The sequence below is a fragment of the Kribbella sp. NPDC048837 genome (genome assembly GCF_055586945.1).
On record NZ_JBVJHF010000007.1, the window covers coordinates 400,050 to 415,301 of the forward strand.

Genomic DNA, 15,252 nt, shown 5'->3' on the forward strand with positions numbered 1-15,252 from the left:
TAGCGAGCGTTCATAAATTACCGTGATGATCTTGTGCCGCGCGGCGGGCGGTCGCCCCGATGCGTGAGTCGACAACTATCACCCTCCGGCCGCCCGATGTTCCAGCACACGCGTCAGTGCCGGAATCGGACTGCATCCAGTGTCAGTCCTGGACCACCGTCCGGGCGAAACTGCTCAGTGCCTCCCGATCCGGTTGCTGCGTCTTAGTCATCAGACTGGCCACGTGCTTCTCCACGGTCCGGGGAGAGATGTGCAGCCGGGACGCGATCGACTTGTTCCCGATCCTGTCCACCAGTAACCGGCACACCTCGTACTCGCGGCTGGTGATGCCGAGCTGCCGCAGATGCGGGGGCACCTGCTCGGTCCCACTCCGCCGCTGCGAGACGGTCGCACCGAGTTGCCGCAGCAGACTCCGGCACGCGCTCGCCACGGCCTGGATGTCGGCGTTGTGGAAGTAGTCCTCGGCCTGCCGCAACCACGCGACCGGCTCACCCCACCCGTCGGCGTGGGCGGGCTCGGCCACCATCCGCAGTCCGAGGTAGCGCGCCAGGGGATACAGCGACGCGGTCTCCAGCGCCTCCAGCACCTTGGCGTTGGCTGCCTCCACCCGTCCGTCCCGCCCCAGCAGTACGGCGTGCGCCAGCTGGACGAACTGCTTGTTCCACCGCATCCCGCTGCCGGCCGTCGCGGTGACGGCTTCGAAGTGCGCCCAGCTGTTCCGGCCGGAGAGTACGCCGAGTAACAGGCCCAGCCCGTTCTTGCCCGACGTATGGAAGGTCGTCGGGTTCTGAGCGTCGTACGCCAGGGCCTGGGCCAGGTCGGAGTCGGCCAGCTCGCGGTTCTCCTCCAGCAGCGCACAGAAGGCGCGGGCCAGGCCGTAGGAATACGGCAGCTCGTACGACGCGCGCTCGCCGCCCCAGCTGGCGACCTCGGCGAGCGTTTGTTCCATGGCGGCCCGCCGGCCGCGGTGCGCCTCGAGAATCGCCTTGGTGGACAGGAAGTACGTCGCCGACCGGCCCATCCGCAGTCGCCGGGTGACCTCCAGGCACTCGTCGATGATCGCCGCGGCCTTGTCGTACTCCGCCCGCAGGATCGCCTGCTGACCGAGGATCCCGTCGACCTCGTACACCAAGGGGATCGCGCCGATCCGCAACGCCTGCTGCCGGGCTCGCTCCAGCTCGAGGATGCTGCCGTTCGCCAGGCAGATCGTCCCGGCCTGGAAGATGTGCGAGCACACCCGCTGGAACGTCATCCCGTGTTCCTCGGCCACCTGCCGGGCCCGATGGAAGTAGTCGATCGACTGGTCGAGATCGTGCTCGCGGGCCAGGATCCCCAGCAATTGCAGGGAATCGCAGGCGACCGCGGGCAGCTTGGCGCGTTCGGCGGCCTCGGCCGCGCGGGTCGCCAGCTCGGTCGCCGCCTTCAGCCGGCCGGGGCTCGACCGGGCGAGCTCGAGGTTGGCGGCGATCGCGTCGACCGGCGCGATGTCGGCGTCGCCCGCGTCGATGCCGAGCAGCGAGCGGGCGGTGGCGACCTGGGTCAGGGCGGCCGACCAGCGACCGGCCATGTGTTCGAGGTTGGCCAGCTGGACGTGCAGCGAGGCGACCTTGCGGCTGTCCAGATTGCGGTCGGCCAGCTCCTCGATCGTCGCGGCGTGGGCCGCGCTGGTCTCGAACTGCCCGGTCTCACCCAGCGCGATCAGCAGCGAGCCCAGCACCTCGGCCCGGCTGTTGGTGTCCGGATCGCCTGCCAGCAAGGCGTTCGAGCGCTCCAGCAGGTTCACCGCCGAGGCCATCGACCCTTCGTCGAAGGACCGTCTCCCGGCCATTGCGAACAGCCGTCCGGCCCGGGCCTTGTCACCACCGGTCTCGGCCAGCTCGGCGACCATCGGGCACCACTCACCGGGCAGACCCGGGTGCAGCTCCTCGATCGCGTCCGCACAGCGCCGCGCCAGGGTGGACCGCTCTGTCGGGGTCAGCCCGGCCAGCAGTGCGTCAGCGGTGAGCGGATGCCGGAACGCATACCAGTCCGGCACCGGCTCGTCCGGCCCGACCAGCTGCGCCGCGAGCCCGGCACGCAGTGTGGCCAACAGCAACCGTTCGTCGGTCCCAGTGGCCTTGCGTACGACGCTCAGCGGAAAACGGTGGCCGATCACCGCGGCCAGCACGAGCAGGTCGCGCGACTGCGGCCCGAGCTGGTCCGTGCGGCTACTGATGCTCCGGACAACGGCCGCGGGCACATTCGTGTGCAGTCCGTCGACGACCTGCACACTGCCGTCGGCCTTGGACAACTGTCCGGTCCGGCTGGCCTCCTGCAGCAATTCCTCAACGATGAAAGGGATTCCGGCGCTGTCCCGCCAGAGTCCGTCGACCAGCGCATCGGGCACGCCGCTGGGCGGAACTTCGAGGCAGCCCGCGGCCAGCTCACCGACCTCGGCCCGATCCAGCGGCTGCAACTCGATCAGCTCGGCCGAACCGCGCTGGGCCGACAGTCTGGCGAGCTCGAGTGCCGCACAGGTCTCCGAGCGCAGCGTCGCGACCAGCGCGATCGGCTGGTCGTCCAGGTTGTCGAGCAGGTACTCGATCACTGCCAGCGTCTCGGGATCGGAACCGTGCAGGTCCTCCAGGACGAGCAGGCAACCACGGTCCTCGGCGACCAGTGCGAGCAGCCGGAGGACGGCCTCGCCGAGCACGACGGTCGAGGTCGCGGTGTCGTGCGCCGTACCGTCGTCCCACTCCGGGACCAGGCGGCCGAGCACTTGGCGGTAGGGACCGAGGCCGTCCGCCGGGGGCATCTCGCCGCGCCGGATCAGGGACAGCAACGCCTCGGTGAACGGGCGGAACGCGACCATCGCGCCGATGGCTCCGACCCGGCCGCGAAGGGTCGCCATCGCGTCGTCCAGGGCCTTGGTGGTGGCCACCGCGGCCAGCCGGCTCTTCCCGATCCCGGGTTCGCCGACGAGAAAGACCGCACCCCCTTGACCGCTTCGGGCCGCGGCCAGCAGGCGATGGAGATGATCGATCTCCTGGTCCCTGCCGACCACTGTGGGTGAACGGGTCTGCATGCTTGCCAACTCTAACGACGGATCGTTGCCACCGCAGGAAATCAGCGAGGCCAGTCGGTCATTCCGGTGACCGACTGACCTCGCGGTTCAAACGTTCGCTGGATCAGTTGACGCTGATGGTCGGCCAGGTGCTGGCGACATCGTTGCTGACAGCTGCGATCGCGAACGTGCTCATTCCCACCGTGCCGACCAGGGCCAGCGCGCGAGCGCCGATCTTGGTCCGCTTCGGCGGCGTGATCGGGCCGAGCGGGTCGGTCGTCTTCGCGGTGGTGGACGGGACGTCGGTCTGTGATGCCTGGTGCTGGGCGGTCATGCTCTTCCCCTGTCGCTGAATGGGTTTCGGCGCAATGGTGGGCGCTTCGACCCGGTGGTCGGTTCGAGCAGCAGCACGGACGGAACACGTTCGGAGAACGCCAGCCGGAGCAAGCCGTAGCCGATTCCCGCCAGACCGGTCAGCAGACCTGGAGATGGAACCGCCCGTGGTGTCCCGCACTGTGGCCCGTATTGCTGGAGTGCAGCGAGCACCAGCCCGGTACGGCGTCGCCGTACGCCCTCAACGGCTGGATGATCGCGTTCGGTCAGCCACGCCAGTGGCTCGACCGCGCCGAGCTCGCCATGACACAGACTCAGGTCTGCGAGCACCGGACGTTCTGTTGCGGCCCTCAGGTAGGCGTCGAGGTCCGCGGGTACTCCGGCCGCCAGCCGGGCCAGTGCGGTCCCGGCGTCGCCCGAGCACCAGCCATGACCGCCAGGCCGGTCCACCCGATCCAGATCGGCGGCCGCCCGCGCGGCATTCAGGTACCTGTCGCCGGGTACGCCGTACTGGCCGAGAGACCACGCGATGCCTTGGTAGCCCCGCGCGAAGCCGTAGTGCTGTGCACCCCGGCCATGACGTACGCCGAGTTCCACCGTGGTCACGAGTTCGTCGGCGTACCGCTGGGCCAGTCGGGCGGCGATCGGGAACCCCTCGATACTCCGCATCGCGGCCAGTCCGCCGGCCGCGCCCTCGGCGTACGTCGGGAACTCGGTGGGCTCGGGGATGAGCCGCTCGGTGAGCTCCAGCGAGGCGGTCAGCCACTTGGTGAGGTCGGAGTCGCCGAGCAGCATGCGCAGCTGGTTGAGGCCGTAGCTGATGCCACCGAGTCCGTGGAACCCGGGACCGACCAGTTGGGCGGACTCCAGGTCCGAGGTCAGGGCCTCCAGCAACAAAGGGAGTGGGCGGATCGCGTCCCGCGCGAGCTCGCAGTACTTCTCCGCTCCGGTGAGAACACCGACCTGCGCGAGGAAGAGCGCCGTACCCGTGTAGCCGTTGGAAAGGCCCGCACCCATTGGCCGGATGGCCCAGTGGTGGTCGTCGAGCAGTTCGAGACCGAGCCAGTTGGCCGCACCGCTGCGTTCACTGATCACCTGCGCGACGATCTCGTCGGCGATGTCGGTGGCCGCGGCCAGCAGGCATTCGGGGTCGGCCTCGGTGGCACCCAGTCCGGGCCGGCTGGCCGCTGTGGTGTGCACGATCGGCTCCGGCCGGGTGGCGAGCGATGCCGAGATCAACCACTTCTGCCGATGCTCGTCGATGTCGCCGAGGCTCTGGATCTTCGCCTCGACCGCCGCCAGGCCTTCGGTGACCAGCACATCGGGGATGCGAGTGCCGTCGGAGGACCAGACATCACGGCTGTCCGGCCGCGCAGTGAAGAGGGGTACGTCGCCCGCCCACAGGTCGGCCAGCTCGTACGGCACCACCTGGCGCAACGACTCGTCGGCGTCCCACAACAGGTCGAGCAGCTGACTGCGACCGGCCGCGTCGCGCAGTGCGTCGGGATGCGTCGACTCGTCGAGGAGACCGGTGTACAGACTGGTGTTCCGCGGGACGAACCGGATCTGGTCCTCGGCGCACCGGGCGATCAGGCCATCCGGTCCGATCAGCTCGTAGCGATGCCAGGCGATCGCCTCGTACGCGGCCCGGAACCCTGTGAGCACAGCGATCTCGTGGTCGCGCGGCTCGATCACGGCACCGTCGAGCAACGGCCGGTTGGCGGCGCTGTGCGTACGGCCCGGCCGCCTGACCAGGTGCATCGAGTCCAGGCCGGCATCCGCCCAGTCGGCCACATCCATCGGCGTGGTCGCATCCGCGTCACCGCCGAGCCCGGACATGTCGGCCACCCCGTGCTCGCCGCTGACGAGTAGTGGCAGCAGCGCAGTGCGGTAGACCGAGCTCAGGAGCGCGCGATGCGCTGGGTCACGGCTGAGAGCGCCCACTGGCGTGTGACTGGGATGGAAAAGCGTCTCCACATCCACGAGCACCGGCTGGTCGCCGACGGCGATCAGGTTCTCGAAGTGCATGTCAGTGCCGTCCAGCACGTACAACAGCGCGAGGAGAGCGCCCTGCCGGTGGTAGAACCGCCGTACTCCGGCCAGGTCCTGACAGGGCTCATGGACGACGTACTCCAGCCAGCCGTAGCCCTCGCGGGGGAGCACGTCGACCGCGCGGATGTCCAGGCCGGTCTTGTCGTTCAGCCAGTCCACCAGCCCGTTGAAGTGCTGGTGGAGGTCGAGCGATCGGGGCTTGTAGATCAGCCGCCGTCCGTCCGCGAAGGTGAGGGTCGCCGTACACCGCCCGCCCCGGTGGGGATCGCCGCCGGGCTCGATGGCGGTCAGTGCGCCGGGGTCACGGCCGTCCAGCAATCCGGTGACGAGCGACTCACGGTCCTCGGCGAGCCGTGCCAGTAGCTCGAGGTGACCCTCGACGCCCTGCCGGCACGACTCGCCCAGGACCCGGGCCAGCACCGGGTAGGTGGCCAGGAACTCCGCCAGCTCGCTCCCTCCGACGAGCCGGTGGGTGAAGTCCAGGAAACGTTCGGCCGGAGTGTCACCGGCCAGCTCACCGCGGTCGCGGGCCCGGGCGAGCTCGAGGACCAGAGTCCGGGAGGCGAGCTTCACCAGCCGCAGGCCGAGCCGCTGCAGGAACTGCTCGGCCAGGACGCCGGTGTGACCGGCGGCGGCGAGGTCGCGACGGGCGGCGGCGAGCAGGGGCTCCAGGCAACGCATAAGCGCCTGCCGCCAGTCTGTGCCAGGCCCACCCGTTGCCTCGGCCGCCCCACCTGACGTGTGGCCGCCGATGACACCGGTCCCTGCAGGGCCTCGACCGGCGGCAGGCGCGCTCGGTGGGAGCGAGGTACTGCGCTCCACGTACTCGGCCCAGGCCGGGGCGGACTGGGTCAGCTCGTGCGGACGCATCCCCGCGGACCACCAGTCGTTCGGCTGGCTGGTCCGGGTCCGCCCGGCGGTCACTGAGTTGAGCACGCGCACAGGCTGCCATCGGCGGATGGGTCCGGGCATGGGTAAGCAGCCCCCATATTTGTACTGGGAGCGGGAGACAGCGGTGGCCGGATCGGGCAAGCGGTGCCTGCCGCGGGGTGACGACTGGGGGTTGACCACCCCGCGGCAGCAGCGCCCGGCCGAGCGGCCTCTGGTGGAAGGCCGGCCGGCTCAGGCCGGGAACGTCAGCGTTCCCAGCTCGGTGAGTGCACTCGTCGTCGGCCTCCTCTGTCCCGCGATTCCGGAAAACGAACGCCGGGAACGATGCCCCACGCACCAGAGCCGGACAAGGGCTCCGCACCCCCATTTTCGGGCCGCCGGACCGCCCCGGACACATGGGTGTGGAGCGGCCGGAACTTGGGGGCAGTACCCCCATGTGCGAACGTGCGGACACTGCGACGGTGAGCACGTGCATTCCCCTGTCGCTCCTGGACTGCCCGTCTCAGCTCACTCGGTGCTGGACGTCGTACCGCAGCTGCCCGGTCAGTCGGCTGCGGCCGCGCTCCGGGAGACCTCGGAGGTGGCACAGGCCGCCGACGACCTCGGTTACCGCCGGTTCTGGGTGGGGGAGCAGCACGGCGTCCGAGGCGTCGGCGGCGCGGCACCAGCCGTCCTGGCAGCGGTTCTGGCCGCGCGGACGGACCGGATCCGGCTCGGCGCCGGCGGTGTGCTGCTGACCAACCATCAGCCGCTCGTCGTCGCGGAACAGTACGCCGCACTCGCAGCGGCGTACCCGAGCCGGATCGATCTTGGCGTGGGGCAGCAGCTCGGTATTGCGCCCAGTACGGCGGCCGCACTCGGTGGTGGCGCCCGTGACGCGTTCCCGCAGCGGCTGGACGAGTTGTGCGGGTTCCTCCGGGATGGACTGCCTGGCCGGGCGCCTGTTGGCGACGTACGGCTCGCACTGGCCGGCCTGCCGCCACCGGTGTTCGTACTGGCCGATCACCCGGGTGCTGCGGTGACTGCCGCCGCACGGGGACTGCCTGTGTTCGTGGCGCATCACTGTGCGTCCGCGGTCACGTCTGCGGCGATAGCGGCGTACCGGGATCACTTCGAGCCGACCGGGCCCACAGTCAAGCCGTACGTCGCTGTCACGGTCGGCGTGGTCGCGGCCGACTCCGAGGAAGAGGCGATCATCCGGTTCGCGGAGTATGTGCGAGTCAAGACACGGCTCGGTACGGCGGGACCGCGAGCGACCCCAGCTGAGCTGATGATGCTCCTCGACCAGCCACTGACCGGACGTGAGCGCGGCCGGGCCGAACGGATGCTGGACGACGCCGGCATCATCGTGGGCTCCCGAGCCACCGTGGTGGCCGAACTCGGCGAACTGGTGGCCGACACCACCGCCGACGAGATCATGCTGGTCCCGCTCGCCTTCGACGGCCTGGTCCGCTCAGCCATCCTCCGCACCATCGCCGCCGGCCTCACCCGCATGATCCGCACCATCCCCAGACACGCCCCACCCCTGATCGCCACGGCCTAATGTGGGTACTGCCGACTAACGAAAGGCAGGCTCATGTCGCGGGAGCGGGAAGTCGTCGAGGCGTGTCCGACCGAGCTGTTCATCGGGGGGAAGTGGGTGGCGGCCGAGGGGAGCAAGACTCTCGCGGTCGAGGACCCGGCCACCGGTACGACGATCTGTGACGTGGCTGATGCCAGTCCGGCCGACGGCAAGGCGGCGCTGGACGCCGCGGTGGCAGCGCAGGCGGACTGGGCCGCCACCGCACCACGCGAGCGTGGCGAGATCCTGCGCCGTACGTACGAGCTGATGACCGAGCGGGCCGACGACCTCGCGTTGCTGATGACGCTCGAGATGGGCAAGCCGGTGGCGGAGTCGAAGGGCGAGATCGCCTACGCGGCCGAGTTCTTCCGCTGGTTCGCCGAGGAGGCGGTCCGGATCGACGGCGGCTACCAGATCGCGCCGAACGGCAAGGGCCGCTTCCTGGTGATGCGGCAGCCGGTCGGGCCGTGCCTGCTGATCACCCCGTGGAACTTCCCGGCCGCGATGGGTGCCCGCAAGATCGGCCCGGCCGTCGCGGCGGGCTGCACGATGGTGATCAAGCCGGCCGCCCAGACGCCGCTGTCGATGCTCAAGCTGGCCGAGCTGATGACCGAGGCCGGACTGCCGGCCGGTGTGCTCAACGTGATCACCACGCACAACTCCGGTGGCGTGATGGAGCCGCTGATCCGCGACGGCCGCGCGCGCAAGCTGTCGTTCACCGGCTCGACCGAGGTCGGCCGGAAGCTGATCGAGCAGGCCGCCGAGCAGGTGCTGCGGACGAGCATGGAGCTCGGCGGCAACGCGCCGCTGCTGGTGTTCGCCGACGCCGACCTGGACAAGGCGGTCGACGGCGCGATGCTGGCGAAGATGCGCAACGGCGGCGAGGCCTGTACGGCGGCCAACCGGATCTACGTGCAGTCGCCGGTGATGGACGAGTTCGCGGCCCGGCTGAGCGAGCGGATGGCCGCGCTGAAGGTCGGCCGGGGGACCGAGGACGGTGTCGACGTCGGTCCGCTCATCGACGCGACCCAGCGGGACAAGGTGCGGGAGCTCGTCGACGACGCCGTGGACCGGGGCGCGCGGGCGCTGACCGGCGGATCGGTTGCCTCGGGCAACGGGTACTTCTACCCGCCGACGGTGCTCGCCGACGTCCCCACGAGCGCGCGCCTGCAGAAGGAGGAGATCTTCGGCCCGGTCGCGCCGCTGACCGCCTTCGAGACCGAGGACGAGGCGGTCCGGATGGCCAACGACACCGAGTTCGGCCTGGTCTCGTACCTGTTCACCAACGACCTCACCCGCGCGCTGCGGGTCTCCGAGAAGCTGGAAGCCGGCATGATCGGCCTGAACCAGGGCATCGTCTCCAACCCCGCCGCCCCCTTCGGCGGTGTCAAACAGTCCGGCCTCGGACGCGAAGGCGGCACCGTCGGCATCGACGAGTACCTGGACATCAAGTACGTCGCCGTCAACATCGACTGATCGGCCTACTCGACCGTCAGGTTGAGGCGCTGGATGCCCCAGTCGTCGGCGGCCGGGCCGGGTGGGAACCAGACGTCGACGATGTCGTCCTTGATCCAGCTGCCGATGTCGGCGGCGTAGCAGTGGCCGTAGCCGGGCACCCAGAGGCGGGTGCCCCACGGGATGACGCGGGCGTCGACGGCGCAGATGCCGGTGCCGGCGTTGTAGCCGAGCGCCGTCTGAGCCACGTCGTTGTACGCCGACACCCGGTAGTTCAGCGTCGTCCCGGGAGCCAGCGTGAACGACGCCAGCCGGTTCGACGAGTTCAACCGGTACGACGTAGTGATCTGGCCGATCGACGACGCCGCGGTGTCCTCCGCGGACATCGCATAGACCTGGTAGTGCGCACCTGCACAGGGATTCGCATCCGTGACCTGCAAGGTCGGCTGACCCCAGTCACTGATCCACTGCAGCGCCTGACCGTTCTTGAACGCGCGATACGCCTTCGCGCCGGCCACCCGGTTGAACGTGAACGTCACCTTCCCGTCCGCGCCGAGCCCACCGTTGATCCCGGTCGGCGCGGGCAGCCGCCCGCTGACGTCGTACGGCGGTGCGGTCGTTCCGTTGCCGTGGCCACCCGAGATCGGCCGGTCGGGAATCGGTCCGGTGTAGAAGTGCTGGCAGGCCGGCAACGCCGCTGAAGCGGTGGCCGGCGCGACGAGCAGGGCGGCGAAGCTGACGAGAACGATGCTCAGAACACGCGATCGAGGCATGACGGCAAGACCTCCAAGGTGGGGCGGGACCGTGAGGTTTCACCCTCAAGTAGCGGTCCCGCCCGTCACTTAGTCAAGGTCTCGACGTAATTCAGTTCACCAGTTCGTTGGCCGACCGCAGCACCGGTACGCCGACCTGCTCGGGAGCGGCCGCGCCCGTGACATGGAACGTGTGGCTCTCGCCTGCCGACAGCGTGACCAGGCACGAGTTCACCCGCGCCGCCGGATCCAGCCGGTCCGGGAACAGCGCCAGGTCCTTCGCCAGCGCGGTCGCCGTGACCGTCACGTCGTACCCGTCCTCGGTCGGAGTGACCTCGGCCGAGTAGGCGTCCCCGGCCAGCCGCAGCGCTGTGTCCTCGGTGAAGTACCAGTGCGCCGTACTGCCGTCGGCGCCGCGGACCTCGAGGTACTCGCGGGCCGGGTCGGCCGCCTTGGCCACCGACTCCGGAAGCGAGCTGAGCACGGCCGACCGCGGCGCGACCTCCAGGGCGAAGGTCTCCTGCGCGAGCGCCCGGCCACCGTGATCGGTCGACCGCCGCGTGACGGTCACCTCGGCGCTCCAGGCCGCGTCCGTGTCGTTGTGCGCGGCAACGACCAGCTCGTCCTCCCGCGGCTGCACGGTCAGCAGGCGCTCGGCGTACACGCGCTTCAACGCGAACCACAACGGCTTGCGGATCCCGTGCCCGTCGACCGCTGCCCACGACACCACCGGCCAGTTGTCGTTCAGCTGCCAGACCACCGCGCCGGTGTTCAGCGGGAACAGGCTGCGGAAGTGCTCGATGCCGTAGATGATCGCCCGGGCCTGGTTCAGCTGCGTCGTCCAGTGCCAGTCGTCGATGTCCTTCCACCGCGGCAGGTGATCGCCGAGCCCGCGCTCCAGCTTGAGGTTTCCCTCGAACGCCTTCTGGTGCACGAGCATCTGCTCGCCGTACGGATCCAGCGGCGCGTCATGCACGACGGAGACCAGCGTCGACCACGCCGGCGGGCCCTGGAACCCGAACTCCGACACGAACCGCGGCTTGTACTTGCCGTACGTCGCGTAGTCCACCTGGTTCCACACGTCCCAGATGTGCATCGTGCCGTGCCGCTCGTCGTTCGGGTGGATGAAGTGGTCGTACGAGTACGGGCTGCCCGGCGAGTACGGCGTCCGCGGATCGAGCTCGGCCACCACGCGCGGGAGCACGTCGAAGTAGTACCCCTCACCCCAGGCGCGGCCGGCGAGCGGCACCCGCCAGCTCCACTCGACATACCCCCAGATGTTCTCGTTGTTCCCGTTCCACACCGCGAGGCTGGCGTGCTTGCTCAGCCGCGTGACCGCCTGCCGGGCCTCGGCCTCCACCTCGCCGCGCAGCGGCTCGTCCTCCGAGTACGCCGCACACGCGAACAGGAAGTCCTGCCACACCAGGATTCCCAGCTCGTCGCAGACGTCGTAGAAGGCCTCGCTCTCGTAGATCCCGCCGCCCCAGACGCGCAACAGGTTCATCCCCGCGTCGACCGCGTCCTGGATGCTGGTCCGGTAGGTCTCCGGCGTCAGCCGGGTCACGAAAGCATCGTCAGGGATCCAGTTGGCGCCGCGGACATAAATCGGTTTGCCGTTCACGGACAGGACGAACGGTGTCCCGTCGTTGTCCGGGGCAACGTTCAGCGAGACGGTCCGGAACCCGACCCGCCCGTGCCAGCTGTCCTGGTCGGCCAGCGTGACGGTCACGTCGTACAAGGGCTGCTCGCCGTGGCCGCGCGGCCACCACAGGTCCACCGCGTCGACCGTCGCGACGAGCTCGACGGACTCGGTGCCAGCGGCAACTGTTGCCGTCTGCTGGGCGCCGCCGACCTCGACGGTGACAGTGGCGTCGCTCGCCCCGTCAGCCCAGGCGAGCGCGATGTGGGTGGTCAGGATGCCCTGGTCACCTTCGACACCGGCCAGCGGGCGGACCGAGTCGATCCGTACGCCGGACCACGACTCGATCCGGATCGGCTGCCAGATGCCCACGGTCGCGACGTCCGGTCCCCAGTCCCAGCCGAAGTTCGACGCCATCTTCCGCAACTCGTTGTACGGGTGGAGATTCGTGTGCGGCCAGTCGCCCACCTTCGCGCGGATCGCTTCGGCCGCGGTCACCGGTCCGGCGAACTCGATCACCAGCTCGTTGTCACCGGCAACCAGTACGCCGGTCACGTCGAACCGGTACGACCGGTGCTGGTTCGCGGTCCGGGCGATCTCCCGGCCGTTCAGGGTCACCGTCGCCACGGTGTCGAGGCCTTCGGCCACCAGTTCCTGACGGGCGTTGCCGTCCGGCGTCCAGGTGAACTCGGTCCGGTAGCGCCACGACGTTCGACCGATCCAGGACAGTGCGGACTCGTTGTCACCGTCGAACGGATCCGGGATCTCTCCGGCCGCGAGCAGGTCGGTGTGCACCTCGCCGGGCACGGTGGCGGCGATCGACGTCCCGATCACACCGTCCGGCGTGGGGCCCTCCACCGCGGTTACGGTCCAGGCGGCGCCGCCGTCGGTGGTCAGCGGAACGAGGTTGGGGGTTGTCACAGGCCTCTCCAAAGTGAACCGGTTTAGTAGAGCCGAACCGCTCCCCGCACGAATCGGGGAGCGGTGATGTCAGTCTTCGAGCACGACCCGTCGCCACAGGTCCGCGATCGCGCGATGCCCTGCGGGCGAAGGATGTACGCCGTCGCCGGCCAGCGTGACCGCGCCGACGGCCGTGGCCTGCCGGTTCAGCTCGAGGTCGGCCGGCACCAGGATGGCGCCGTACTCGACCGCCAGCTTCCGGACCACGTCGAGCTTCGGGTCGAGGTCCTCGCGCCACTCCTCCTGCCCGGCCTTCACCGGCAGCAGGAACGGCTCGATCAGGACGACCGGACAGCTGAGCGGGTCGAGCAGCGCCCGGTACGACGCCTCGAAGGACTCGGCCGTCGTCGGGTCGTCCTCGTCGTACCGCCGCCAGGTGTCGTTGATGCCGATCAGGATCGACACCAGCGACGGGTCGTGGGCCAGGACGTCGTCCGACCACCGGACGGCCAGGTCGGCCGCCCGGTTGCCGCTGATGCCGGCGTTGACGATCCGCGGCCGGCGCGGGCCGAGGTCGTCGTACAGGTTGCGCACGTAGCCGTCGCCGAGCCCGTCCGGGTCGGTCCGGCGGCCGCAGTCGGTGACCGAATCCCCGGCGAACACCACGGTTCGCCGGGGATCGAGGAAGATCGTGGTCACAGGGTGGCCGCGGTGACGTCCCAGTCGTCCGGCAGGATCGGAGCGACCTCGACCGTGCTCTGCACGTCGACGAACGCACCGGTGTCGATCGACTCGGTGATGGAGGCCATCACATCGACGATGTGGAAGGCCAGCGCCCCGGTCGCCCGGTGCGGACGGTCGGCCCGGATCGCCCGCGCCATCTCCAGGACGCCGGTGCCACGCTGGGCCACGGCCTTGGTCTCGGCGATGGTCTCCCAGTCGTCGGTCCCGCGGCGGCGGATCTTGATCGCACCGTCGAACCCGTTCGGGTCCGGTACGGCGAGGGTCGCGTCGGAGCCGGTGATCTCGACGAACCCGCCCCGCGACAGCGGCGAGTCGAAGCTGAAGATGCTCTGCGACGACTGCCCCGACTCGAACCGCGCGATCGTGCTCACGTGGGTCGGCACGGTCACGTCGAAGTCGGTCCCCGCCAGCGGACCGGATCCGATCGTGCGCTTGTCCCGCGACTTCGAGCCGATCCCGGCCACCGCACCGACCGGGCCGAACAGCTGCACCAGCGTGGTCAGGTAGTACGGGCCGATGTCCCACAGCGGGCCGGCGCCCTCCTGGAACAGGAAGGCCGGGTTCGGGTGCCAGGACTCCGGGCCGGGCGACTGCATCAGGGTCAGCGCGGTCAGCGGCCTACCGATGTCACCGCGCTCGATGATGCGGCGCGACTCCTGCAGGCCCGGACCCAGGATGGTGTCGGGTGCGCAGCCCAGCCGCAGGCCCGCGTCCTGGGCCGTCGACAGCAGCTTCAGGCCGCTCTCCTGGTCCAGCGAGAACGGCTTCTCGCTCCACACATGCTTGCCTGCGGCAACCGCCGCCAGGGCCACCTCGACGTGCGCGACCGGGATGGTCAGGTTGACCACGATCTCGACGTCCGGGTGGTTCAGCACGGCGTCGGGACCACCGTGGGTCTCGATCCCGTACTGCTCGGCCTTCTCCCGGGCCGCCTCCGGCCGGAGGTCGCCGATCGCGACCACCGTCAGGTCGGGGAAGCTCTGCATGCTCTTGATGTAGGCGTCGGAGATGACTCCGGCGCCGATCACGCCAACGCCGACAGCACTCATGCGGGTGCGCCCTCTCCGGTCAGGAACGTGTAGCTGCCCTCGACCGCGTCGAAGATCTCGCCGGTGAAGTCGTCCAGCTCGACCACCCGGAGCGCGTTCGGGACCGCCGCCAGGATGTCCCGGACCGCGATGCTGCCGTCGCCGACCGCGACCTGGGCCTTGTTGTCCAGCGTGCCGTCGCCGTCCTTGACGTGGATCGCCTTCACCCGGTCGCCGAACTTGCCGAGCAGCGCCGGGACGTCGGCACCGCCGACGGCGGCCCAGTAGGTGTCCACCTCGAGGATCACCTCGTCGGACAGGTTGTCGACCAGGATCTCCAGCGCGTGCACGCCGCCGATCTTCGACTCGAGCTCGAAGTGGTGGTTGTGGTAGCCGACCGTGATGCCGTGGTCGGCGGCCTCGATGGCGGCCTTGTTCAGCCCGTCGGCGATGACCTTGATGTCATCGGCGTTCTGCCAGCGGGCCGGGTCGGTGTGCGGGTCGATGACGGTCCCGATGCCGAGCCGCTTCGCCGCGGCGTAGATCGGGCCGGCCTCGTCGCGCAACAGGCCCGCGTGGGTGGTGGGAGCCGAGAGTCCGTGCTTGGGCAGCGCCTCGGCCAGCCGGTCCGCGAAGGCGGTCACCCCGAAGGGCTCGACCTTCGTGTAACCGATCTGCGCGATCCGGGCCAGGGTGGCGTCGAAGTCCTCTTCGAGCTTGCCCCGGACCGTGTACAACTGGAGGGACAGGTTGTCCACTGCGACCATGGTTTCTCCTCGTCGCCGACGCCTCGCCCGCTGCCCTGGGGTCCGCGCCGACTGATAAGCCGAACCGGTTAAGTAACGACGGCAACG

General features: G+C 69.6%; 10 protein-coding genes. 2 read left to right on the forward strand and 8 right to left on the reverse strand.

All coding sequences use genetic code 11. The features are described from left to right. Positions 1–142: 142 nt before the first annotated feature. From ACZ6O0_RS31640 to ACZ6O0_RS31650, 3 genes are all read right to left on the reverse strand, one after another. Positions 143–3,064 carry an ATP-binding protein gene (locus ACZ6O0_RS31640; RefSeq protein WP_465768664.1) on the reverse strand — a complete coding sequence of 974 codons (2,922 nt, stop codon included), beginning with the start codon at positions 3,062–3,064 and terminating at the stop codon, positions 143–145. Positions 3,065–3,167: 103 nt separating this feature from the next. Further along, a complete protein-coding gene (locus tag ACZ6O0_RS31645; RefSeq protein WP_465768665.1) occupies positions 3,168–3,377 on the reverse strand; it encodes a hypothetical protein in 210 nt (69 codons plus the stop codon). Beyond that, positions 3,374–6,364 carry a type 2 lanthipeptide synthetase LanM family protein gene (locus tag ACZ6O0_RS31650; RefSeq protein WP_465768666.1) on the reverse strand — a complete coding sequence of 997 codons (2,991 nt, stop codon included), beginning with the start codon at positions 6,362–6,364 and terminating at the stop codon, positions 3,374–3,376. Before ACZ6O0_RS31650 ends, ACZ6O0_RS31645 begins: the two co-directional genes overlap by 4 nt. A gap of 469 nt (positions 6,365–6,833) precedes the next feature. On the opposite strand from ACZ6O0_RS31650, the gene ACZ6O0_RS31655 reads away from it, so the two are divergent. Further along, on the forward strand, positions 6,834–7,862 hold the full coding sequence (locus ACZ6O0_RS31655; protein WP_465768667.1) for an MsnO8 family LLM class oxidoreductase: 1,029 nt from the start codon (positions 6,834–6,836) through the stop codon (positions 7,860–7,862). Positions 7,863–7,895: 33 nt separating this feature from the next. Beyond that, the gene (locus ACZ6O0_RS31660; RefSeq protein WP_465768668.1) at positions 7,896–9,356 is read left to right on the forward strand and encodes an NAD-dependent succinate-semialdehyde dehydrogenase; all 1,461 of its coding nucleotides are present in this window, start codon (positions 7,896–7,898) and stop codon (positions 9,354–9,356) included. Positions 9,357–9,361: 5 nt separating this feature from the next. Here the strand turns inward: ACZ6O0_RS31660 and ACZ6O0_RS31665 are convergent, their stop codons facing one another. The 5 genes from ACZ6O0_RS31665 to ACZ6O0_RS31685 all read right to left on the reverse strand — a co-directional run bounded on the left by ACZ6O0_RS31665 (position 9,362) and on the right by ACZ6O0_RS31685 (position 15,165). After that, positions 9,362–10,108 (reverse strand): 3D domain-containing protein, encoded by a 747-nt coding sequence (locus ACZ6O0_RS31665; RefSeq protein WP_465768669.1) that lies wholly within the window; start codon positions 10,106–10,108, stop codon positions 9,362–9,364. Positions 10,109–10,199: 91 nt separating this feature from the next. Next, the gene (locus ACZ6O0_RS31670; protein WP_465768670.1) at positions 10,200–12,647 is read right to left on the reverse strand and encodes a glycoside hydrolase family 2 protein; all 2,448 of its coding nucleotides are present in this window, start codon (positions 12,645–12,647) and stop codon (positions 10,200–10,202) included. Between the two features lie 69 nt (positions 12,648–12,716). Next, complete coding sequence (locus ACZ6O0_RS31675) at positions 12,717–13,325, reverse strand: SGNH/GDSL hydrolase family protein (RefSeq protein ID WP_465768671.1); 609 nt, start codon at positions 13,323–13,325, stop codon at positions 12,717–12,719. Continuing rightward, entirely contained in the window at positions 13,322–14,419 is a 1,098-nt protein-coding gene (locus ACZ6O0_RS31680; protein WP_465768672.1) for a Gfo/Idh/MocA family protein, read from the reverse strand. The genes ACZ6O0_RS31675 and ACZ6O0_RS31680 overlap by 4 nt, the downstream gene beginning before the upstream one ends. Beyond that, complete coding sequence (locus ACZ6O0_RS31685; protein ID WP_465768673.1) at positions 14,416–15,165, reverse strand: sugar phosphate isomerase/epimerase family protein; 750 nt, start codon at positions 15,163–15,165, stop codon at positions 14,416–14,418. Before ACZ6O0_RS31685 ends, ACZ6O0_RS31680 begins: the two co-directional genes overlap by 4 nt. Positions 15,166–15,252: the final 87 nt, after the last annotated feature.

Excerpts from the sequence above, each read along its gene's own strand:
- ACZ6O0_RS31640 (WP_465768664.1), bottom strand. The coding sequence starts at position 3,064 with ATGCAGACCCGTTCACCCACAGTGGTCGGCAGGGACCAGGAGATCGAT.
- ACZ6O0_RS31645 (WP_465768665.1), bottom strand. The coding sequence starts at position 3,377 with ATGACCGCCCAGCACCAGGCATCACAGACCGACGTCCCGTCCACCACC.
- ACZ6O0_RS31660 (WP_465768668.1), top strand. The coding sequence starts at position 7,896 with ATGTCGCGGGAGCGGGAAGTCGTCGAGGCGTGTCCGACCGAGCTGTTC.
- ACZ6O0_RS31665 (WP_465768669.1), bottom strand. The coding sequence starts at position 10,108 with ATGCCTCGATCGCGTGTTCTGAGCATCGTTCTCGTCAGCTTCGCCGCC.
- ACZ6O0_RS31680 (WP_465768672.1), bottom strand. The coding sequence starts at position 14,419 with ATGAGTGCTGTCGGCGTTGGCGTGATCGGCGCCGGAGTCATCTCCGAC.
- ACZ6O0_RS31685 (WP_465768673.1), bottom strand. The coding sequence starts at position 15,165 with ATGGTCGCAGTGGACAACCTGTCCCTCCAGTTGTACACGGTCCGGGGC.